This is a genomic window from Kitasatospora fiedleri (assembly GCF_948472415.1).
Lineage (GTDB): Bacteria > Actinomycetota > Actinomycetes > Streptomycetales > Streptomycetaceae > Kitasatospora > Kitasatospora fiedleri.
In genome coordinates this window covers 3436487-3457790 of sequence record NZ_OX419519.1, presented here as the reverse complement: position 1 = coordinate 3457790, position 21304 = coordinate 3436487, and the positions used below count along the sequence as shown (strand labels likewise).

Below are 21304 nucleotides of genomic sequence, written 5' to 3'. Positions count from 1 at the left end.
CCTCACCCACCTCTCAGCCCCCTGCCCGGCGCAACGACGCCCCGGCCCAGGGGGCTGTTCCGTGTCCGCCGGGAGGGGGGCGCTCCCGCATGAAAGGAGCTGACCGATCGTCAACAAGCTTGCGGCAAAGCCTGGTTAAGGTTCTCGAATGGTTCAGACCATTGACGGGGGAAGGCGCGCTCCTAGCGTGGAACCACTGTCGGCGCGGGCATGACAATCTTGGTCGCCCCCCACGCGGCCCCCTTCCGCGTGCCCGCGGTCGTGCACTCCATCCACCCCCACGGAGGAGCACCATGCGCAAGCGCAACATCCTGGCGGTCGGCTTCGCCGCCGCCGCGGCGGTCCTGGCCACCGCCCTCCCGGCCAGTTCGCACGGGTACATCACGACGCCGCCCAGCCGGGCGGGGCTGTGCGGTGCCGGTGTGGTGAAGAAGTGCGGCGACATCCAGTGGGAGCCGCAGAGCGTCGAGGGCCCCAAGGGCTTCCCGGCCACCGGGCCCGCCGACGGCAAGCTGTGCGCGGGCGCGGACGCGCGCTGGGCGCAGCTGGACGACCCGCGGGGCGGCGGCTGGCCGACCACCAGGGTCACCGCCGGGCAGCAGCTGACGCTGACCTGGAGCATCGAGGCGCGGCACGCCACCACCTCGTTCCGGTACTTCCTCACCAAGCCGGGCTACGACGCCACCACCAAGCTGACCAGGTCGAACCTGAACCTGACCCCGTTCCTGACCGTGCCGATGGGCGGCAAGCAGCCCCCGGCCACGCTCAGCCACACCGCGATCCTGCCCACCGGGCTGACCGGCCACCAGGTGATCCTGGCGGTCTGGGACATCGCGGACACCGGCAACGCCTTCTACCAGTGCATGGACGTCACCTTCTCCTGACGCCCGGAAGGTCCCTCCCGGCACCCGGCAGGGGCCGGTGAGCACGGCAGGGCGGCCGGGCACCCCGCAGGAGGGGCGTCCGGCCGTCCGTCGTGCGCGGGCTCAGTGGCCGCCGCAGCAGCCGCCGGTCACGCCGCCGCACTGGCAGGGCGAGCCGGACTGGCAGCCGCAGCCGCACCCCGGGCTGCAGCCGCAACCGGCGGCCAGCACCGGCAGCAGCCGCGCGGCGGTCGGGGCCACCGGGTGCGGCGGGGGAGTGTTCGGGGTGCCGGTGGTCTTCATCGGGCTGCCTCCTCGTCCGGGCGGAGCCGGGCGAGCCGAAGCAGCCGCCCGTCCCTTCGAGTGAAACCCCACCGTTGACGACACGTCAACGGGCGCGCGGAGGCTGGCGGTTCGGCCGTCGTGCGCCCCCTCGCCGGACCCGGCGGACGGTTACTCGGCGGACTCCGCGGTGGCCACGAAGTCGTCCACGTGCTCGCCGGTGACCAGGTACACCACGCGCTTGGCGACCGAGACGGCGTGGTCCGCGAAGCGCTCGTAGTAGCGGCCGACCAGGGTGACGTCCACCGCGGTCTCGATGCCGTGGTGCCAGCGGTCGTCCAGCAGGTGCGAGAACAGCTCGCGGTGCAGGGCGTCGATCGCGTCGTCGTCCGCCTCCAGCTCCAGCGCCTTGTCGACGTCCTTGGTGGCGATCACCAGGCCGGCCTTGGCGACCAGTCGCTGGGCGAGCTGCCCCATCTCCAGCACGATCGGGTGCAGGTCGATCGGGACGGCGGTCTCCGGGTAGCGCAGCCGCGCGACCTTGGCGACGTGCCGGGCCAGGTCGCCGCAGCGCTCCAGGTCGGCGCTCATCCGCAGCGAGGTGACCACGATCCGCAGGTCGGTGGCGACCGGCTGCTGGCGGGCCAGCAGGTCGATCGCGCGGTTCTCCAGACCGTGGTGCAGCTGGTTGATCTTCTCGTCGGCGGCGATCACGCCCTCCGCCAGGGCGAGGTCCGCGTCCAGCAGGGCCGTGGTGGCCCGTCCCATCGCCGAGCCGACCAGGCGGGCCATCTCGACCAGGCTGTCGCTGATCGAGTCGAGTTCCTCGTGGTACGCGTCGCGCATGCGCTCTTCTCCTCCAGTACCGGTGTCGGTGGCGGTGCCGACCGGACGCCCCGGACCGACCCGCCGGAGGGGCGGGCGGCGCGGGCGGCCGCTGCTGGTGGCGCGAATGGTAGCCGCGTCACCGCCCACACGGGCTTGCCCGGCCCAGACTGAGCCGTTCGGGCGACCTGCCACGGCCGCTGCGGTGAATCGGCGGCAGCGTGAAGGTGAATTCTCGGCAACGTCAGGCCGATGCCTTGATCGCACCCTTACGGAGCCCGCCCGAGCACCATTTACGCTGACAGGCATGGACGTGAACGTGGCCGCCGCCGCTGCCTGCGCCATAGCCGGGCTCGGCGTCGGCCTCACCGCCTCCATCGCCTTCCGTTGGAGCGAGCGCGACCAGGGCAGGGGCAAGGGCGGCAGGACCAGCAGGAACACAGCGCCGGAACCCGACCAGGAACCGGCCCTCCCCCCGGGGGTGGACACCGTGCTCTCGGTGCTCCGCTCCTGCGCGATCGTGCTCGGCGAGGGCGACGAGGTGGTCAAGGCCTCCTCCGCCGCCTACTCGATGGGCCTGGTCCGCGGCGGCCGGGTGGCCGTCGACCGGATGCTGTCGCTGGCCCGCTCCACCCGGCGGGACGGCGAGATCCGGCAGATCGAGCTGGAACTGACCCGCCCCGGCGCGGCGGCCCGCACCGCCGAACCGCTCGCGGTCTCGGTCCGGGTCGCCCCGCTGGGCTCCCGGCTGGTGCTGGTGCTGGTCGAGGACCGCACCGAGCGCCGCCGGATCGAGGCGATCCGCCGCGACTTCGTGGCGAACGTCTCGCACGAGCTGAAGACCCCGGTCGGCGCGCTCTCGCTGCTGTCCGAGGCCGTCGCGGACGCCTCGGACGACCCGGAGGCGGTGCAGCGCTTCGCCGGCCGGATGCAGGTGGAGGCCACCCGGCTGGCCAGCCTGGTGCAGGAGATCATCGACCTGTCCCGGGTCCAGGACGACCAGCTCAAGGTCGACCCGGAGCCGGTCGCGGTGGACGAGCTGATCGCCGAGGCGATCGACCGCTGCCGGCAGACCGCCGCCGCCAAGCAGATCGTCATCGCGGCGGGCGGCACCACCGGCCTCTACCTGGTCGGCAACCGCGGCCAGCTGGCCGCCGCCCTCGGCAACCTGGTGGAGAACGCGGTCAACTACAGCCCGCCGCGCACCAGGGTCGCCCTCGCCACCCGCCGGATCTCCAGCGCCGCGGCACTGGGCGAGGCGGACGGCGAACTGATCGAGATCTCGGTGACCGACCAGGGCATCGGCATCTCGGAGAAGGACCGCGAGCGGATCTTCGAACGCTTCTACCGGGTGGACCCCGCCCGCTCCCGCCTCACCGGTGGCACCGGCCTCGGCCTGTCCATCGTCAAGCACGTCGCCGCCTCGCACCGCGGCACCGTGTCGGTGTGGAGCGTCGAGGGCCAGGGCTCCACCTTCACTCTGCGGCTCCCCGCCGGGCAGGCCCCGGTCGAGGACCCCGAAAACCACGCAGCAACCACACTTCCTGCCCCGGAGGCCCGATCGTGACCCGAGTACTGGTGGTCGAGGACGAGGAGTCGTTCAGCGACGCCCTGTCGTACATGCTCCGCAAGGAGGGCTTCGAGGTGGCGGTCGCCGCCACCGGCCCCGACGCGCTGGAGCAGTTCGAGCGCAACGGAGCCGACCTCGTCCTGCTCGACCTGATGCTGCCCGGCCTGCCCGGCACCGAGGTCTGCCGCCAGCTGCGGGTCCGCTCCAACGTCCCGGTGATCATGGTCACCGCGAAGGACAGCGAGATCGACAAGGTGGTCGGCCTGGAGATAGGAGCCGACGACTACGTCACCAAGCCGTACTCCACCCGCGAGCTGGTCGCCCGCATCCGCGCGGTGCTCCGCCGCCGCGGCGAGGACGGCGGCGGCGACGGCGCGGCCGCCCCGGGCGCGCTGGAGGCCGGGCCGGTCCGGATGGACGTCGACCGGCACGTCGTGACGGTGGACGGCGCCAAGGTCGACCTGCCGCTCAAGGAGTTCGACCTGCTGGAGATGCTGCTGCGCAACGCGGGCCGGGTGCTGACCCGGATGCAGCTGATCGACCGGGTCTGGGGCGCGGACTACGTCGGCGACACCAAGACCCTGGACGTCCACGTCAAGCGCCTGCGGGCGAAGATCGAACCGGACCCGGGCGCCCCGCGCTACCTGGTCACGGTCCGCGGCCTGGGCTACAAGTTCGAGCCGTAAACCGCGACGCGCCGGTAGAGCGGCGCACCGGCACAGCACGCAGGAGGGGCCCCGCCGCGGCGGGGCCCCTCCTGCTGTCCGTCCTGCTGTTTGTCCTGCTGTCCGCGCGCCGCCGGGTCAGCCGGCCGTGGCCGAGCCGGACGGGGCGGCCGGGGCGCTCGCCGAGCCGGTGGCCCCGGCGGAGGGCGAGGTCGAGGCGCCCGCGGAGGGCGAGGTGGAGGCGCCCGCGGAGACGGAGGCACCCGCGGAGGCGGAGGCGCTCGCGGCGGGGGAGGCCGGGGCGGAGGGGGACGCCTTCGCCGGGCCGTAGCCCTCGTACAGGCCGTCGGCCGGCTGCACGTTGGCGTTGGCGGAGACCTCGCCGGCGTTCTTGAAGGTGAAGGTGGTCTTGACGTAGCCGCCGACCGACACGTCCGCGTTCGGCACCGCGGCGAGCGGGCCGCCCTCGGCCCCGAGCAGCACCGACTCGCCGGGCGCGAGCGCGATGCTGTCGACCGCGGCGCCGCTCTTGTCGGTCAGCTTGGCGGCGGTGTCGCCGACCTTCAGGGAGGTCAGCACCTCCGGGCCGTCACCGGTGTTGGCGACGTTGACCGTGACGTTCGCCGGGCCGGTGTACTCGCCGGCCGTCCCCCCGGGGGTGACCACGACGATGTTGTTGAGCTTGACGTCGCTCCCGATGGCCGTCGCCGCGTTGTCCGGCTTGATCTGCAGCGTGCTCGCGTCGTTGCCCGCGGCGCAGGCCGCCAGCGGGACGATCGCGGCGAGGACGATGGCGGCGACAGCGCCGCGTCGAAGGCTCCGGCTCACGGCGGCGACTTCTCCTTGATGGGGGGACGATCCAGCGGAAAACGGATCACGGTCGGTGGTCGAGGGTCAGACTACCGACCACACATATCCGCCTCTCACGGGGTGGCCCCGTGTCGCGGTCCGATCACGATCCGGGGCGCCCGGCGCGTCGGGGGCAAAAACTCAAGATCCAACCATGGTTTCGGAGTCGTGACCAGAGGTTTCGCCGCGCGGTCAGACCGCCTCCGACCTGCGGGAAGCCCTGATCGAACACCGGTCGCAGCATGCGACCGGGGTGGTTGTCAAGCCCTGGGACCGGCCCTGACCTGCGAAAACGCCCTTCGAGTCAGCAGAAAAGCGTGTTATTCTGGAAAGCCACGGAAGGGGTCCTGTCACATGACGTTCAAGGTTGGCGACACGGTGGTCTACCCCCATCACGGGGCTGCGCTGATCGAGGCCATCGAAACTCGCCAGATCAAAGGTGTGGACAAGACCTACCTGGTGCTGAAGGTGCAGCAGGGAGATCTGACGCTTCGCGTGCCCGCGGAGAACGCCGAGTTCGTCGGCGTCCGCGACGTGGTGGGCCAAGAGGGCCTGGACCGCGTCTTCGAGGTGCTCCGGGCACCGTACACCGAAGAACCCACCAACTGGTCGCGCCGGTACAAGGCGAACCTCGAGAAGCTCGCGTCCGGCGATGTGATCAAGGTCGCAGAGGTCGTCCGCGACCTGTGGCGCCGCGAGCGCGAGCGCGGCCTGTCCGCCGGTGAGAAGCGGATGCTGGCCAAGGCCCGGCAGATCCTGGTGAGCGAGCTGGCGCTCGCCGAGAACACCAACGAGGACAAGGCCGAGACGCTGCTCGACGAGGTCCTCGCCTCCTGAGCAGTGCGACGCAGCGCCCGGTGGTGCCCGAACGGCACCTCGGGCGCTTCGCCATGCCCGGAAGGGGGCGGTGGCATGGCGGGGCCACGGGCGCGGTTCCACTAACGTGCAGTCAGGAAGGGGGCCTGCCCGCTCGCGGTATCCGCGCTCGGCACGGGCCATACCCATCACACCCGAGGAGCCAAACCTGAACGCCTCAGCACAGCTCGCGGCAGCGGTCGTCCCGGCCGCCGGGCGCGGCGAGCGACTCGGCCCCGGCGCCCCCAAGGCGCTGCGCGAACTCGGCGGCGTGCCGCTGCTGGTGCACGCCGTCCGGGCGCTGGCCCGCAGCCGGGCGGTCGGCCTGGTGGTGGTGTGCGCCCCGCCGGACGGGGTGGCCGAGGTCGTCTCGCTGCTGGACAGCCACGGCCTGGACGGCAAGGACGTCCGGGTGGTGCCCGGCGGCGCCAGCCGGCAGGAGTCGGTGCGGCTCGGCCTGGCCGCCGTCCCGGCCGGGACCCGGGTGGTGCTGGTGCACGACGCGGCCCGCCCGCTGGTGCCGGTCGAGGTGGTGGACGCGGTGGCCGCCGCCGTCCGCGCCGGGGCCGGGGCGGTGGTGCCCGCGGTGCCGCTGGCCGACACCGTCAAGCGGGTCGAGCCGCAGCCGTCCGGCCCCGAGCCGGTGCTGGACACGCCCGACCGCTCCACCCTGCGCGCGGTGCAGACCCCGCAGGGCTTCGACCTGCCCGGGCTGGTCGCCGCGCACGAGCGGGCGCTCGCCGAGGGCGCCGAGGTGACCGACGACGCCGGGCTGATCGAGCGCTTCGGCGGCCGGGTGGTCGTGGTGCCCGGCCACGAGGAGGCGTTCAAGGTCACCCGCCCGCTGGACCTCGTGCTCGCCGAGGCCGTGCTCGCCCGCCGGAGGGCCACCGATGGCTACTGACCCGATCCTCCCCCGCGTCGGCATCGGCACCGACGTGCACGCCTTCGAGGAGGGCCGCCCGCTGCGGGTGGCCGGCCTGGACTGGCCCGGCGAGACCGGCCTGGCCGGGCACTCGGACGCCGACGTGGCCGCGCACGCCGCCTGCGACGCGCTGTTCTCCGCCGCCGGCATCGGCGACCTGGGCGCGCACTTCGGCACCTCCCGCCCCGAGTGGGCGGGCGCGGCCGGGGTCGCGCTGCTGGCCGAGGCGGCCCGCCTCGTCCGGGCGGCGGGCTTCGAGATCGGCAACGTCTCCGTCCAGGTGATCGGCGTCCGCCCCAAGGTCGGCAAGCGCCGGGCCGAGGCCCAGGCCGCGCTGTCCGCCGCGGTCGGCGCCCCGGTCTCGGTCTCCGGCACCACCACCGACGGCCTCGGCCTGACCGGCCGCGCGGAGGGACTCGCCGCGATCGCCACGGCACTGGTCTACGAACGGCCCGCCGCATAGCCTGAGTTCCGACAAGCCGTCAAGAACCAGGCACAGGAGGAGACATGGGCGTCGAACTCGGCGACAAGGTCAGGGCGCTGCTGGACGCGAAGAGCTACGCGGTGGTCTCCACCGTGCAGCCCGACGGCAGCCCGCAGTCCTCCGTGGTCTGGGTGAAGCGGGACGGCGACGACATCCTGTTCTCCACCGTGCAGGGCCGCCGCAAGCACCTCAACCTGGTGCGCGACCCGCGGGTCAGCCTGCTGGTCAACCCGGCGGACGACCCGTACACCTACTTCGAGGCGCGCGGCGAGGTCACCCTGACCACCGAGGGCGGCCGGGAGCTGATCGACGAGCTGTCGCACAAGTACCGGGGCGAGGCCTACGGCTTCGACGGGCCGGACGACGTCCGGGTGGTGATCCGGCTCAGCCCGCGCAAGATCGTCGGCAACATCGGCTGAACGCGGGCACGCCAAAGGGGCCGGAAGGTGGCGGGGCACCCCCCGCCGCCCACTACCCTGGTCGCTGTGAGCCTTCGCCTGTACGACACCATGACCCGCCAGGTACGCGACTTCGTCCCGCTGGTGCCGGGCTGTGTCTCGATCTACCTGTGTGGCGCCACGGTCCAGGCACCGCCGCACATCGGGCACATCCGGTCCGGCCTCAACTTCGACGTGATGCAGCGGTGGTTCCGCTACCGCGGCTACGACGTCACCTTCGTCCGCAACGTCACCGACATCGACGACAAGGTGATCGCCAAGGGGCGCGAGCAGTCCACCGACTGGTGGAAGATCGCGTACGCCAACGAGCGCGCCTTCAACGAGGGTTACACCGTCCTCGGGTGCCTGCCGCCGAGCGCCGAACCGCGCGCCACCGGGCACGTCCCGGAGATGATCGAGATGATGCGCGGCCTGATCGAGCGCGGCCACGCGTACGCCGCCGACGGCAACGTGTACTTCGCGGTGACCACCTTCCCGGAGTACCTGGCCCTCTCCAACCAGGAGTTGGAGAACCTGCGGCAGCCCTCCGGCGACAACGAGACCGGCAAGCGCGACCCGCGCGACTTCGCGATGTGGAAGGCCGCCAAGCCCGGCGAGCCGAGCTGGGAGACGCCCTGGGGCCGCGGCCGCCCGGGCTGGCACCTGGAGTGCTCGGCGATGGCGCACAAGTACCTGGGCCGCGCCTTCGACATCCACGGCGGCGGACTCGACCTGATCTTCCCGCACCACGAGAACGAGATCGCCCAGTCCCGGGCCTTCGGCGACGAGTTCGCCAACTTCTGGGTGCACAACGCCTGGGTGACGCTGGCCGGCGAGAAGATGTCCAAGTCGCTGGGCAACTCGGTGCTGGTCTCCGAGATGGTCCGGCGCTGGCGGCCGATCGTGCTGCGCTACTACCTGGCCGGCCCGCACTACCGCTCGATGATCGAGTACAGCGAGGAGTCGCTGCGCGAGGCCGAGACCGGGTTCGCCCGGATCGAGGGCTTCATCGAGCGGGCCGTGGAGCGCTGCGGCCCGGTCGACGCCGCCCCCGAGGTGCCGCTCTCCTTCGCCGAGGCGATGGACGACGACCTAGGCGTCCCGCAGGCGCTCGCCGCCGTGCACATGGCCGTTCGGCAGGGCAACAGCGCGCTCGGCGCGGACGACAAGGAGTCCACCGCGGCCCGGCTGGCGGAGGTCCGGGCGATGCTCGGCGTGCTCGGCCTCGACCCGCTCGACGAGCAGTGGGCCGGCGGCGCCGAGCAGGGCGAGGAGCTCGGCGGCGTGGTCGACGCCCTGGTCCGGCTGGTCCTCGACCAGCGCCAGGCCGCCCGCGCCCGCAAGGACTTCGCCACCGCGGACACCATCCGCGACCAGCTCGGCGCCGCCGGGCTGGCGATCGAGGACACCCCGTCCGGCCCGCGCTGGACGATCGGGCAGTGACACCGGGCCGGACCACCGGCCGCCGGTAGTACCAGTAGCCCTCCGGGGCGCGCCGGGGCCGTACCTTTGTAGGGGTGCGGCCCCGACGCACGAAGCAGACGCAGAGACAGGAAGTACAACCATGGCCGGCAACAGCCAGCGCAGGAACCGCCGCAACCCCGGATCGAAGAAGGGTGCCAGCGTCGGTACCGGCGGCCACAGCCGGAAGGGACTGCAGGGCAAGGGCCCGACCCCGCCCGGCGAGGCCCGCAAGGGCCACCCCAAGCAGCGCGCCGCCAACGCGGCGCTCAAGCGCGAGCGCGACGCCAAGTCCCGCGCGGGCATGCGCCGCGCCGGCGGCGGCTCCCGCAGCGGCCGCGGCGGCGCGGGCGCGGCCGAGCTGGTGGTGGGCCGCAACTCGGTGGTCGAGGCGCTCCAGGGCGGCGTCCCGGCGACCGCGCTGTACGTGCAGCAGTTCCTCGACACCGACGACCGGGTCCGGGAGGCCTTCCAGGCCGCCAACGAGCGCGGCGTCCCGCTGATGGAGGCCCCGCGGGCCCAGCTGGACCAGATGACCGGCGGCCTCAACCACCAGGGCCTGGTGCTGCAGGTCCCGCCGTACGAGTACGCGCACCCCGACGACCTGCTGGAGGGCGCCGCCGACAACGGGCAGGACGCGCTGATCGTCGCGCTGGACGGCGTCACCGACTCCCGCAACCTCGGCGCCGTGGTCCGCTCCGCCGCCGCGTTCGGCGCGCACGGCGTGGTGATCCCGGAGCGCCGGGCGGCCGGCATGACCGCGGGCGCCTGGAAGACCTCCTCCGGCGCGGCGGCGCGGCTGCCCGTGGCGCGCGCCACCAACCTGACCCGGGCGCTGGAGGCATACCAGAAGGCCGGCGTGATGGTGGTCGGCCTGGCCGCCGACGGCGAGGCCGAGATCGGCGACCTGGACGTGCTGACCGGCCCCGTGGTGATCGTGGCCGGCTCCGAGGGCAAGGGCCTGTCCCGGCTGGTCTCGGAGACCTGCGACCTGCTGGTGCGCATCCCGATGCCGGGCCGGACCGAGTCGCTGAACGCCGGTGTGGCGGCGGGCATCGTGCTGTACGAGGCCGCCCGGCTGCGCGCCAAGCGCTGACGCGGGGTGTTGCGCTGACGCGGCGGCGCCGCGGTGCGGGGTGCCGTGCCGCAGCGGCGCCGCGGTGCGGGGTGCCGTGCCGCAGCGGCGCCGCGGTGCGGGGTGCCGTGCCGCAGCGGCGCCGCGGTGCGGGGTGCCGTGCCGCAGCGGCGCCGCGGTAGCGCGTCGTTTTCGTGGGGGAACCGGTCGGGTCCGGTCGGGCCCGATCGGTTTTCTCATGATCACTTCAAATCCTCGCCCGGAATCCACCCGGGAGAGTGTCCTCGGGGCCCGTCACCCGGTTAGAGGGGTGTGGACACCAGAACACCTCTGCGCCTCGGGCAGCGCCCCGCGGGGATAGACGACGGTCCGGGCCTCAACACGGTCCGGGTGCCGTCCGACCCGTCGAGGCTCAGCAGCACCCAGGCCAGTTTCCGGGTCAGGCTCTCCGCCCCGGTGGCCCCGATGATCGACGCCCCGGCCGGTGCCGCCTTCGGTGACCCGTACGGCCTGCGCAGCGGCGTCACCCCGCAGATCGTGGTGCCCGCGGCGTCGGTGCCCGCGCTGGCCGGGATCACCGCCGCCTCGGTCACCGGCGGGGCCCCCCGCCGCAAGGCCCGGGTGGTCACCGCCTGGAGCGGCCGGACCGGGCCCGGCGACACCGCCGCCACCCAGCTGCTGGAAGCCGTCCGGCTGACCACCGTGCCCGCCCCCGCCAAGGGCTTCGAGGACGACGACACCCAGCAGCTCCAGGGCGTCCCGCGCCAGTACGGCCCGGCCGGCACCCCGGGCGAGACCCCGCACGTCGGCGTCCCCGAACTGCTGGACGAGACGGTCCGGATCGGCGCCGGGCGCAGCTGGCAGCCCGAGGGCGAGCTGCCGGAGGTGCCGTCGCTCAGCGAGGGCTCCAAGCACGCCTGGTACCCCGGCCGCCGGGTCGACCTGGGCCTGGTGCTGCTGCCGCTGCGGGTGCTGCTCGGCTCGCTGTCGGTGTACGCCGGGTTCAGCAAGCTGTGCGACCCGGTGTACTTCGACGGCGGCGAGCGCGGCTCGATGATGCGCTGGCTGTCCTCGCTGCACCCGTGGAAGGTCGCCCAGCCGCTGCTGGACTTCGCGATGGCCCACCCGGTGGGCGCCGGGCTCGCGGTCTCCTTCCTGGAGATCGTGGTCGGCGTGCTGTCCATCCTGGGCCTGTGGCAGCGGCTCGCGGCCGGCACCGCGATGGCGCTGTCCGCGGCGCTGCTGTTCACCGTGAGCTGGAAGGCGGTGCCGGTCTACGACACCCCCGACCTGATCTTCCTCGCGGCCTGGAGCCCGCTGCTGATCGCCGGGGCCCCGTTCGCCTCGCTGGACGGCCGGATCGCCCTGGAGGCGTTCCGCCGGCACGGGCCCGGCGAACCCGGCGCGGTCCGGCGGCGGATGCTGCGCCGGCGCGGCGTGGTCACCGCCGTGGTGGTCGGCCTCACCCTGCTCTCCGGCTCGCTGCTCGGCGCGGCGGTCCGCACCGGCGGCAGCACGGCGCCGGTCGAGCCGCCCACCGACTTCGGCTCCCCGGTCTGGCCGAGCAACAGCCCCTCGCCGACCCCGACCCCGTCGCCCACGCCCACCCCCACGCCGAGCCCCACCCAGGGCCAGGGCCAGGGCAAGGCGCCGGCCGCGCCCTCGCCCTCGTCCAGCCGCAGCGGCAAGGCCAAGCAGCCCGGCGGCGGCACCCCGTCCGGGGGCGCCACGCCGACCGCCCGCAACGGCGCCGGCTCGGGCACCTCCAGCACCGGTGGCGGCGGCGGCAGCACCGGCAACGGCGGCTCCGCCGGCGGCACCGGCACGGGCGGCGCCCCCGCCGGGGCACCGCGCACCGCGCAGCCCTCGCACGGCGTGATCGGCGGCCTGCTGGGCAGCGGACCGCCGCTGCTCGAACTCGGCATGAGCCCGCAGCACCCCGCGCCCGCGGCCTGACGGCCGATCCCGCGCGGAACGACACGCCGTAGGGTCCCTCCCGGACGTCCGGGAGGGACCCTACGGCTCTGCTGCGGGGTCTTGGTGTCTTCGGTGTCTTCGGTGTCTCTGTGCGGCCGCTGGGCCGTCGGCGGTCGCGCCGTGCTCCCCCCCCCCCCGGGCAGCGGGACGCCCCGGAGCGCGTTCCGCGGCCTCCGGGGCGTCGTGGCGGGCCCGTGCGGGGTTGTGGGAGCGCCCGGGGGCTACTGCCGGGACGCGGAGAGCTCCTTGGCGGCCTCGGTGAGGTCCTTGGCGGTGTCGATGGCGCGCCAGTAGCAGCCCTGCGGGAGCTGGTAGCCGGCCAGTCGGCGGTCGCGGGCCAGCTGCGGGAAGGTGGTGCGCTCGTGGTCGCCGACCTCGGGGAGTAGCTCGCGGAAGCCCGGGGCGAAGACGTACAGGCCCGCGTTGATCAGGAACGGGGACGGCGGGGCCTCGATGAAGTCCAGCACGTTGCCGAAGCGGTCGGTCTCCACGGCGCCCCACGGGATGCGCGGGCGGGCCAGCGCGAGGGTGGCGGTGGCGGCGCGCTCGTGGTGGAAGGCGGCCATCTCGCGCAGGCTGAACCTGGTCCAGATGTCGCCGTTGGTGGCGTACCAGGGCTCGGCGGGGCGCGGCAGGGAGGCGGCGGCGTAGCGCAACCCGCCGCCGCGGCCCAGGGGTTCGGCCTCCACCACGGTCCGCGTGCGCAGCGGCAGGTCGGCCCGTTCCAGCCACTCCTGGAGCACCTCGGCGAGGTGGCCGCAGGAGATCACCACGTCGGTGACGCCCTCGGCGGCCAGCCACTCCAGCTGGTGTCCGATGATCGGCTTCCCGGTGCCGGGGATCTCCACCAGCGGCTTGGGCCGGTCGTCGGTGTACGGCCGCAGCCGGGAGCCCTGCCCGCCCGCCAGGATCACCGCCTGGGTGACGGCGGGGGCGGTGGCACCCGGGGCGGTGCCGGTGTCTGCTGTCATGCGCGCCACGATAGCGGGCCCGCTCCGGCCGGCCCGGGCCGCGTCGGGGGAGGGCACCTCCGGTGCGCGGTCGGCCGGTCGAGCTCGGGCCCGGGCCGGTGCCGCCGTCGGGGCTGCCGCCGGGGCCGCTCCTCCCGTGCGCGGTCGGTCAGTTGACCACGCCGGCGGCGAACGAGCCGTCGCAGACCGGGCGGGCGAAGGAGCGGGCGCGCTTCGCGTCGCCCTGGTACTTCTTCACCGCGGCGCGGCCGAGCTCGCCGGCCAGCGCGGTGCAGTACGGGGTCAGCGACGGGTTCTCGCGCATGGTGCGTTCGAGCAGGTCGAGGGCGGTGCCCGGGTTGTGGTTCTTCAGCTCCTCCATCAGGTCCACCCGGAGGGCGTCCTGCGGGGCGAGGCCCTGGGTGTTGGGGGCCGTGGCGGTGCGGCCGATGGTGCCGTCGCCACTGGAGGCCGCCACCACCTGCTGGTCCAGGCCCGTCGGTGGGGCCCACGGGACGCGGGTGACGGCGAGCGTGCCGGTGGTCACCAGGACCACCGGCAGGGTGAGGGCAACGGTCTGGGCGATGCGGCGCACGAGCTGTTTCACGCACAGGAGAGTAGCGGTGCGTGGCGGGGCGGGCGCGTCGCGTTACACCATCGGGTGACCGCTGTCCCGTTTTGTTCCGCCATCGGGTTGACGCCGCGTCCGCGGGAGTGACGGAAGCGTCCGGAGAGCGTCACTATCGCGGCCGGAAGTGTCCGGGGAGCGCCGGGCCGGGTGCGCGGGGGCGTTCCGGGAACGCCGGAACCCCCTGCCGACCGCCGTGGGCAGGGGGTTCCGTGGAAGAAGCGGGGAGCGGGGGGCGGGCGCCGCCGTCAGGTACGGCGCCCCTCCTCCGGTGCTCTCGTCGGCGTCGGCGTCGGCCTCGGCCTCGGCGTCAGGTTCAGCTTCAGCGGCTGAGGCGCTTGCCGCCCTCGGCCTCGGTGGTGAACACGTGCGGCTCGTTGCCGACCGGCACGATGTGGATGGTCTCGCCGCGCTGCGGGATCTCGCGGCTGTGCACGCGGACCACGATGTCCTTGTCCTCGCCGGACACCTGGGTGGTGCCGTACACGTAGCCGTCGGCGCCGAGCTCCTCGACCACGTTGACGGTGACCGCGACGCCCTCGAGGCCGCCGGCCGGGACGACCTGGAAGTGCTCGGGGCGGATGCCGACCACGACGCTCTTCGCGTCGCCGGCCTTGGCCAGGTCCTCGCGGGCGATGTTGATGATCGAGCCGCCGAACTTCACGCCGCCGTCGACCAGCGGGACCTCGATGAGGTTCATCGCGGGGGAGCCGATGAAGCCGGCCACGAACAGGTTGCCCGGGCGGTCGTACATGGCGCGCGGGGCGTCGACCTGCTGCAGCAGACCGTCCTTGAGGACCGCGACGCGGTCACCCATGGTCATGGCCTCGGTCTGGTCGTGGGTGACGTAGACCGTGGTGATGCCCAGGCGGCGCTGGAGCGAGGCGATCTGGGTGCGGGTGGACACGCGGAGCTTGGCGTCCAGGTTCGACAGCGGCTCGTCCATCAGGAAGACCTGCGGCTGGCGGACGATCGCGCGGCCCATCGCGACACGCTGGCGCTGACCGCCGGAGAGCGCCTTCGGCTTGCGGTCCAGGTACTGGGTCAGGTCGAGGATCTTGGCGGCCTCTTCGACCTTGGTGCGGATCTCGGCCTTGTTCACGCCGGCGATCTTCAGGGCGAAGCCCATGTTCTCGGCGACGGTCATGTGCGGGTACAGCGCGTAGTTCTGGAACACCATGGCGATGTCCCGGTCCTTCGGCGGCAGGTGGGTCACGTCGCGGTCGCCGATGCGGATGGCGCCCTCGTTCACGTCCTCCAGGCCGGCCAGCATGCGCAGCGAGGTCGACTTGCCGCAGCCGGAGGGACCGACCAGGACGAGGAACTCGCCGTCCGCGATCTCCAGGTCGAGCTGGTCGACGGAGGGCTTGTCGGCACCCGGGTACACACGGGTGGCCTTGTCGTACGTCACAGAAGCCATGGTGCTTCGCTCCTTCACCGGCAGGAACGTGCCGGACGATCCGAGTAAAGGTGGATGTTCTCGCCGCCGCCCCGGCAACTCCCCACTGGTCTGAACCACTGGTGCCGGGCCCGGCTCTCCGCGACGCTACCTGGCAGTTCATCCTTTTGTCAGCCCTCTGCCGCCCCCGAGTTGGCATCGATCCGGTCACACCCCCTCCCGCACAACCACCCCACCCCCCGCGCCCCCGCCCGGTACACTGCCCACTGGTGCCGCCGTGGATCTCCGCGGACGGCCACCGCGCCTCCTTAGCTCAGCTGGCCAGAGCACCGCTCTTGTAAAGCGGGGGTCGTCGGTTCGAACCCGACAGGGGGCTCAGCGAGCAGAGCCGTTGCGCACGTGACGAGGGCCAGGTCGCCGGGGTTGTCCCGTCAGCCTGGCCCTTGGTCGTGGTGTGGGTTGGGTGGGTGGTCAGGCAGTGGGGGGTGACCAGTGGGCGGCCAGGCGGTAGCCGAGGCCGCCGGTGGCGACGAGGGTGGCGAGGAGGGTCCAGAAGACGGCGGGGTGGTGCTCGATCAGGGTGCCCACCAGGAGGGGGCCGGTGATTGCGGAGAGGGCCCAGGTGAGGTTGAAGAGGGAGAGGTAGCGGCCGCGGGCTTCGGGTGGGGCGGCGGTGGCCGAGATGGCGGTGGTGGCCGGGCCGGCCAGGATCTGGCCGGCGGTGAAGAGCAGGACCGCGGTGTAGACCACCGCCACGGTGGCGGGGCCGCGGCCGGCGGCGCCGAAGGCCAGGAGGGCGATCGAGCCGAGCATCAGGACGGCGGCCCAGGAGATCACTCTGGCCCGCGGGTACGCCACCACCCTGGCCGTCACCAGGGACTGGGCCAGCACGATCACGACGGCGTTCACCGTCAGGGCGGTCGATGGCAGCCAGGCGGGTAGCCGGTCCACCTCGACCAGGTAGACGGGCAGGACCACGGTCGGGATCAGCCAGCCGAACGCGAAGGCGGTCTGCGCCGCCATCAGGGCCAGCAGCACCCGGTCCCGGAAGAGGGTCCGCCAGCTGTCCCACCATCCCGTCCGGTCCGGTTGGAGTGGGCTGTCGGAGGCCGTCGCCGCAGCCGGCGGTCGTGCGGTCGGAGCCGCCGTCGTTCTCGTGCCGCGCGGGGCCAGCAGCAGGAACGCCGCGATCACGCTGGTCGCGGCGTTCACGGCGACGATGAACACGGCCGCACCGGACCAGCCGCTGCCCAGCAGCAGCCCTCCGGCCGCGCCGCCGATGCCCACGCTGGCGTTGGTGCCCGCGGTGGTGAAGGCGTACCAGCGGTCGAGTTCCGCGCCTTCGGCCAGGTCCGCGACGAAGGCGGGCCAGGAGGCGAAGTACAGGCGTTCGGCGCAGAGCACCACCAGCATGCTGCCGACCAGGGAGGGCAGCGAGTCCACCAGCAGGTAGCAGAGGTAACCGGCCGCGGCCAGGAGGTTGTTGGCGATCAGCGAGGTGCGGGGGCCCCAGCGGTCGACGATCGTGCCGGCCACCGGGGCGGCGGGCAGGGAGAGCACGGTGGCGATGCTGGTGCCCAGGCCGACCTGGGCGATCGTCAGGTCGGTGGTCAGGATGAAGAACAGGAAGGACAGCGGGACGAACATCCCGACGCCGAACGCGTCGAGCACGGTGGCGGCGACGATCCGCCCCTGGCCGGCGAGCGCGGGAAGGCCGAGGCGCCGCCGCAGCCGGGCGGCCCGGGTGTCCGGTGCGTCACCGACCGCCCCGGGGTGCCGCGGGTCGGCCACGTCGGCGGGGGACAGGCTCACCGGCCGCCGCCGTTCCGTGCTCCGGCCGACGAGGCGCCCGCCGGCGCCGGCGCCGATGCCGACGCCGACGCTAGTGCGGACGCGGGTGCGGGTGCGGACGCGGCCAGGTCCGACAGCGCCGCCCGGGCTCCGTGCAGCGGCCACCAGTACTCCAGCTCCAGGTTCGAGAGGTTCAGCAGTTGGCCGCGCACTTGGCGGTCCATCACGTCGACCTGGGTGGCGTGGGCGCGGATCGCCGCTGCCTTGGCGGCGGCGGTGATCTCCGGGAGCCGGGTCTCCCCGGCCCGGTGCCGCCCCGCGGTGGCCCGGGGGAACTGCTCGGCGGCCCAGGCGGCGAGCGGTTCCGGGCGGTCGTTGGTCCAGGCGAATCCGTCCCGGGTGCCGGCCGCCCGCAGGTGGTTGCTGATCTGGAACAGCTGGTACGGGTACTCGGCGTACAGCACCACCCGGGGCGGCAGCCCCTCGTCCGCGAGTTCCGCGCACGCCGCCAGGCCGGTGTCCCGGACCAGTACGTGGTCGGGGTGGCCGAGCAGCCCGGCGGGCAGCCAGACCTCCCGGGCCGGGCCCGCTCCGACCGGTGCCCCGGCCCGGACGCGGGCCGCCAGGTCGGCCGACAACTGCCGGGGGGTCTCGCCCGGCCGGTACTGCCCGTCCAGGTAGGGCCACTGTTCCGGGACGAGGCCGAGCGGGGCGAAGGACCGGAGGTCCTCCGCGCGGCGTTCCAGGGCCAGTTCGCGGGAGTCGGCGGCGCCGAGCGCGCGGTCCCAGTCGGTGAGCAGCCCCGGGTCCTCGGGCACCCCGGCGAACACGGTCACCACCGCGCTCCCCGGACCGAGGGCGCCGTAGCAGGACAGCACGGCGTCGTCGGCGTGCGGGGAGAACACCAGGCGTCGGATCGTCATGTGAGGTCCTCCACGTCGGGCCTGCGGAGCCAGATCCGTTCGGCCGGAGCCGGGATCGGGCCGGACGGGTCGAGGGCGGCCGGCGGGCCGTGCCGGCGCCTGCGGGTGCGGCCGGCCTCGACGCCGTCCGCGACCAGGTCGGTCAGCCGGTCGGCGTGGCGGACCGCCCAGCGGTGCACCGGCCCGAGGCTGTTGGTGCCGCCGAGGGCCAGGGTGCGCAGGCCGGCCCGGACGAGCGGGTCGTCCGCGGTCGGGCCGTCAGGGGGCGCGGACACCCCCAACAGGTAACCCGCGTACCAGAGTTCGGTGCGCAGGCGGGGGTAATCGACAGGCTGCCCGGGGAGTCGTCCGGCCTGTTCGCGGCGGGCCGCGGCGTCGTGCGCCAGCCCCGTGCCGCGCAGGTACTCCTGCACCGGCAGGTGGCGCGGCCCGTCGGGGTGGGGGAGCACCGCGTGCGCCTCGCCGCGGTGCAGGTGCACCAGCAGGGCGGCGGGGTACGGCGAGGACTCCCACGGCTGCCACGTCGGGGGCCGGGTCGCGGCCGAGGCCGGGGGCGAGGCCGCCGTTCCGGCTTCCGCGGGTGCGGCGTGGTCCGCGAAGCAGGCCGAGTGGCGGGGGCCGTGGGTGTCGTTGCCGACCAGGCTCCGGTCGCCGAGGTGCTCCACCAGGTGGGGCACCGAGATCAGCACCCGGCGGCCCCGGGAGGCGAGTTCGCGTTGCAGCACGACATCGTCCGGGGCAGTCTCGGCACTGTCGGCGGGAACCGCCGCGAGCAGGGCGAGCACGTCGGCGCGCGGCAGCAGCAGGGCGAGCGAGGGGGTCCACTCACCCGGGACGGCCGGTGCCCAGCCGGCTCCGGCCAGGGCGGCGGCCCGGGTCGCCGCACCGTTCCAGGTGTTCCAGTTGGCGTAGAGGGCGAGCGGGCGGTCCGGGTGGGCGGCCACGGCGGCGTCGAGGCGGGCGGCGAAGTCGCGGCAGAGGGCGATGTCGTCCTGGAGGACCAGGTGGTGGGTGGCGTCGGCGGGCATCGCCGCCCAGGCCGCGCGGGCGGCGCGCAACGTGGTGGGCGGCTCGGCGGGGTGCGGGTCGACGGCGACCGCGGCGGGCCATCGCGGGAGCGCGGCGGCGAGGGCGCGGGCGTGGCCGAGGCGGTCCGGGTGGGTCATCACGGCGACGCTGATGACGACCGGACGGCGGCCGGCGGCCGGTGCGATCGGTGACCCGAGGGCCGAGCCGGTCGGCGGGGCGGTGGTCGGTGTCATCGTCCGGCCGTCCCGGTGGGGCGGCCGACCGGTCGGTGGCGGTGCGTCATGGGGTTCCCCGCTTCAGAGTTCGGTGCCGTCGCGTTCGATTCGGGTGCCCGCCGGCCAGGCGGTGAGGGCGGCGGTGACCGGGAGGACCATCGGCCGGGCGGTGGTGACCAGGGCGGTGAGTTCGTCGTCCGGCTCGTAGTGCCGGGTGTCGGTGCCGTCGAGTGCCGTCCAGCCCACCGAGAGGTAGTAGCCGAGCACGCTGGTGTGGCAGTTGAGGTAGCCGAACGGAAGCCGGAGGGTGGCCAGGGCGGCCTGGGTGCGGTCGGCCATCTCCCGGCCGACGCCGGTGCCCTGGAGTGCGGGGTGGACGGCCACCAGGCCGACCTCGCCGACCAGTTGGTCCGTTCCGCCGACGCGTAGGAAGCGGCGCAGCAGGCCGGTGTGGGCGACCGGGCGGCCGTCGATCCGGCCGATCAGCCGGCGCTCCGGCCGGGCACCCGCCCAGCTGCGGCCGTCGCGGAACTGCTCGGTGGTGTACGGGAAGGACTCCCGCAGCAGGGCGTTCAGCTGGTGGTGCAGCTTCGGGGGGACATCGTTCTCGGGGGTCAGTTCCCAGGTGACGGTGCGGAGTCCGGCGGGTGCGGTGGTGGTCATGAGGGGCTCCGGGAGGCGGTGGGAGCGGGACGGGGCCGGTCGGGGACCGGGACGATCGACGGGCGGTGGACAGCAGCGGCAGACGGGAGGCAGGCGGCGGCCGCCGGTCAGCGGGCGGCCTGGGCGCGGCGGCGGCACACCAGGCCGACGCTGCCGCGCTTGCGCTGGTACATCAGGCCGTCGACCAGGAAGTCCAGGCGCGCGCCGAGCAGTTCGTGCTCGGACTCGATCCGCCAGCAGGCCGCGCCGGGACCTTCGAAGTAGGGGCGCAGCTTGGTTTCGAGGAGTTCGCGCGGGGCGGTGACCAGCAGCAGGTCGGTGGCCAGCGACTCGGTCACGGCCGGGTCGTCGAGGTAGTAGAGGACTTCGGCGAGCAGGTAGGCGTCGGCGGGTGTCCGGGTGGTCCGGGCGAGGTCCTCGACGGTGTCGGCGGTCACCGTGGCCCGTCCGGCGAGTCGGTGGGCGGCCCGTTCGCGGAAGTCGTCGGCGGGTTCGGTGGCGGTGACGTCCAGGCCGGCCTCGCAGAGCAGTTCGCTCAGCGCACCCTCGCACGCACCGGCCTCCACCACGCTGGCCCCGGGGTGCGGCAGCGTGGCGCGCACCCAATCGCGGGTGGCGGTCATCCGCTCCCGCTCGTAGGGGGAGCGGGCGAAGTCCCAGGGGTCGCGCGGCACCTCGACCAGCGGGTCGGGGCTGTAGACGAGGTAGTAGAGGTGCTCGGCGCGCTCGCGGTCGAGGTGCAGGAAGCTCTCGCAGGACGGCGCGGACTGGGTGAGGTGGTCGCGTCCGGCGGTGGCGGACGGCAGCGATCCGGACTTGAGGTCCGCCAACAGGACTATTTTTGACCGCAGTTGGCGCTCGGTCAGCGGGTGCGCCTCGTCGATCAGGAACTGCGAGTGCCCGGCGTGGCCGAGGCTGTGGCGGACCGGTCCGGCAGCGGCCGCGGCCTGGGCGGCGGCGAGTCCCGAACGGGCCTGCTCCGCACGCCAGTCGGCGGGGTTGTGGGCCCAGTGGGTGTCGTCCGACGAGACCTGTCCGGGCGACCAGGTCGCGGCCGGTCCGGGCCGGGTGCAGGCCCGGGCGAGGTGGCGGACGCGGGTGGCCGCGTCGGCGGCGGGCAGTTCGACGTACCGCCACCCGTCCCCGGTGAGGACGACCGCGGCCGGTTCGTCGGCCCGGTCCAGCACGGAGAGGAACTCCGCTGCGGCGTCGGGCACCTGGTGGGCGAAGACGATGTTGGCCATGGCTTCCTCTCCGTCGCTGGGGCGGTGGGCGGTGGGCGTCCAGGCCCGTCCGGGCGGAGGCGCGGACGGACCGGTTCGCCGACCGCCCCACTCTCGCCCGCCCGTCCCCCGGCCGCCACGGTCCGGGCTGGCCGGACCCGGCCGTGCCTGATCCGGCCAGCGGCCCGGGGTCGGTTCGACTGCGGACGGTTGGG

21 protein-coding genes and 1 tRNA gene are annotated in these 21304 nt (G+C 74.0%); 11 read left to right on the top strand and 11 right to left on the bottom strand.

The genetic code is table 11. From position 1 onward, the window contains the following. The first annotated feature begins 293 nt into the window (after positions 1-293). Entirely contained in the window at positions 294-884 is a 591-nt protein-coding gene (locus QMQ26_RS15965; RefSeq protein ID WP_282206101.1) for a lytic polysaccharide monooxygenase auxiliary activity family 9 protein, read from the top strand. Between the two features lie 102 nt (positions 885-986). Here QMQ26_RS15965 and QMQ26_RS15960 read toward each other — a convergent pair whose 3' ends face one another. Continuing rightward, entirely contained in the window at positions 987-1166 is a 180-nt protein-coding gene (locus QMQ26_RS15960; protein ID WP_282206100.1) for a hypothetical protein, read from the bottom strand. Positions 1167-1316: 150 nt separating this feature from the next. Beyond that, positions 1317-1991, bottom strand: a complete 675-nt coding sequence (gene phoU / locus QMQ26_RS15955; RefSeq protein ID WP_100837635.1) for a phosphate signaling complex protein PhoU — start codon at positions 1989-1991, stop codon at positions 1317-1319. A 286-nt stretch (positions 1992-2277) separates the two neighbouring features. Between phoU and QMQ26_RS15950 the strand changes: the two genes are divergently transcribed. Beyond that, a complete protein-coding gene (locus QMQ26_RS15950; RefSeq protein WP_100837636.1) occupies positions 2278-3537 on the top strand; it encodes a sensor histidine kinase in 1260 nt (419 codons plus the stop codon). Further along, a complete protein-coding gene (locus QMQ26_RS15945) occupies positions 3534-4226 on the top strand; it encodes a response regulator transcription factor (RefSeq protein ID WP_033250991.1) in 693 nt (230 codons plus the stop codon). The genes QMQ26_RS15950 and QMQ26_RS15945 overlap by 4 nt, the downstream gene beginning before the upstream one ends. 117 nt (positions 4227-4343) lie before the next feature. Here QMQ26_RS15945 and QMQ26_RS15940 read toward each other — a convergent pair whose 3' ends face one another. Next, positions 4344-5033 (bottom strand): DUF461 domain-containing protein, encoded by a 690-nt coding sequence (locus QMQ26_RS15940; RefSeq protein ID WP_282206099.1) that lies wholly within the window; start codon positions 5031-5033, stop codon positions 4344-4346. Positions 5034-5408: 375 nt separating this feature from the next. Between QMQ26_RS15940 and QMQ26_RS15935 the strand changes: the two genes are divergently transcribed. The 7 genes from QMQ26_RS15935 (at position 5409) to QMQ26_RS15905 (ending at position 12247) form a co-directional block, all read left to right on the top strand. Further along, positions 5409-5891 (top strand): CarD family transcriptional regulator, encoded by a 483-nt coding sequence (locus QMQ26_RS15935; RefSeq protein ID WP_014136563.1) that lies wholly within the window; start codon positions 5409-5411, stop codon positions 5889-5891. A gap of 160 nt (positions 5892-6051) precedes the next feature. Then, on the top strand, positions 6052-6813 hold the full coding sequence (ispD, locus tag QMQ26_RS15930) for a 2-C-methyl-D-erythritol 4-phosphate cytidylyltransferase (protein ID WP_400684208.1): 762 nt from the start codon (positions 6052-6054) through the stop codon (positions 6811-6813). Continuing rightward, positions 6803-7297, top strand: a complete 495-nt coding sequence (gene ispF / locus QMQ26_RS15925; protein ID WP_100837638.1) for a 2-C-methyl-D-erythritol 2,4-cyclodiphosphate synthase — start codon at positions 6803-6805, stop codon at positions 7295-7297. Before ispD ends, ispF begins: the two co-directional genes overlap by 11 nt. 44 nt (positions 7298-7341) lie before the next feature. Continuing rightward, positions 7342-7737, top strand: a complete 396-nt coding sequence (locus QMQ26_RS15920) for a PPOX class F420-dependent oxidoreductase (RefSeq protein ID WP_282206098.1) — start codon at positions 7342-7344, stop codon at positions 7735-7737. A 66-nt stretch (positions 7738-7803) separates the two neighbouring features. Further along, positions 7804-9198 (top strand): cysteine--tRNA ligase, encoded by a 1395-nt coding sequence (gene cysS, locus QMQ26_RS15915; protein WP_282206097.1) that lies wholly within the window; start codon positions 7804-7806, stop codon positions 9196-9198. A gap of 121 nt (positions 9199-9319) precedes the next feature. Next, positions 9320-10312, top strand: coding sequence for a 23S rRNA (guanosine(2251)-2'-O)-methyltransferase RlmB (gene rlmB, locus QMQ26_RS15910; RefSeq protein WP_282206096.1), 993 nt, complete (start codon positions 9320-9322; stop codon positions 10310-10312). A 369-nt stretch (positions 10313-10681) separates the two neighbouring features. Continuing rightward, positions 10682-12247 carry a DoxX family membrane protein gene (locus QMQ26_RS15905; RefSeq protein WP_282206095.1) on the top strand — a complete coding sequence of 522 codons (1566 nt, stop codon included), beginning with the start codon at positions 10682-10684 and terminating at the stop codon, positions 12245-12247. Positions 12248-12489: 242 nt separating this feature from the next. Here QMQ26_RS15905 and QMQ26_RS15900 read toward each other — a convergent pair whose 3' ends face one another. From QMQ26_RS15900 to QMQ26_RS15890, 3 genes are all read right to left on the bottom strand, one after another. Next, on the bottom strand, positions 12490-13239 hold the full coding sequence (locus tag QMQ26_RS15900; protein ID WP_100837643.1) for a nucleotidyltransferase family protein: 750 nt from the start codon (positions 13237-13239) through the stop codon (positions 12490-12492). A gap of 148 nt (positions 13240-13387) precedes the next feature. Beyond that, complete coding sequence (locus QMQ26_RS15895; RefSeq protein WP_100837644.1) at positions 13388-13825, bottom strand: hypothetical protein; 438 nt, start codon at positions 13823-13825, stop codon at positions 13388-13390. A gap of 343 nt (positions 13826-14168) precedes the next feature. Next, positions 14169-15266 carry an ABC transporter ATP-binding protein gene (locus QMQ26_RS15890; RefSeq protein ID WP_100837645.1) on the bottom strand — a complete coding sequence of 366 codons (1098 nt, stop codon included), beginning with the start codon at positions 15264-15266 and terminating at the stop codon, positions 14169-14171. A 281-nt stretch (positions 15267-15547) separates the two neighbouring features. Between QMQ26_RS15890 and QMQ26_RS15885 the strand changes: the two genes are divergently transcribed. Next, positions 15548-15621: transfer RNA gene (locus QMQ26_RS15885), tRNA-Thr, on the top strand. 95 nt (positions 15622-15716) lie between these two features. Here QMQ26_RS15885 and QMQ26_RS15880 read toward each other — a convergent pair. The 5 genes from QMQ26_RS15880 to QMQ26_RS15860 form a co-directional block, all read right to left on the bottom strand. After that, the gene (locus QMQ26_RS15880; RefSeq protein ID WP_282206094.1) at positions 15717-17057 is read right to left on the bottom strand and encodes an MFS transporter; all 1341 of its coding nucleotides are present in this window, start codon (positions 17055-17057) and stop codon (positions 15717-15719) included. Continuing rightward, positions 17054-17959: a PIG-L deacetylase family protein gene (locus QMQ26_RS15875; protein ID WP_282206093.1), complete on the bottom strand. Its 906-nt coding sequence runs from the start codon at positions 17957-17959 to the stop codon at positions 17054-17056. The genes QMQ26_RS15880 and QMQ26_RS15875 overlap by 4 nt, the downstream gene beginning before the upstream one ends. Then, the gene (locus tag QMQ26_RS15870; RefSeq protein ID WP_282206092.1) at positions 17956-19221 is read right to left on the bottom strand and encodes a hypothetical protein; all 1266 of its coding nucleotides are present in this window, start codon (positions 19219-19221) and stop codon (positions 17956-17958) included. The genes QMQ26_RS15875 and QMQ26_RS15870 overlap by 4 nt, the downstream gene beginning before the upstream one ends. A gap of 63 nt (positions 19222-19284) precedes the next feature. Continuing rightward, on the bottom strand, positions 19285-19866 hold the full coding sequence (locus tag QMQ26_RS15865) for a GNAT family N-acetyltransferase (protein ID WP_282206091.1): 582 nt from the start codon (positions 19864-19866) through the stop codon (positions 19285-19287). A gap of 107 nt (positions 19867-19973) precedes the next feature. Continuing rightward, the gene (locus QMQ26_RS15860) at positions 19974-21110 is read right to left on the bottom strand and encodes a class I SAM-dependent methyltransferase (RefSeq protein ID WP_282206090.1); all 1137 of its coding nucleotides are present in this window, start codon (positions 21108-21110) and stop codon (positions 19974-19976) included. Between the last annotated feature and the right edge of the window lie 194 nt (positions 21111-21304).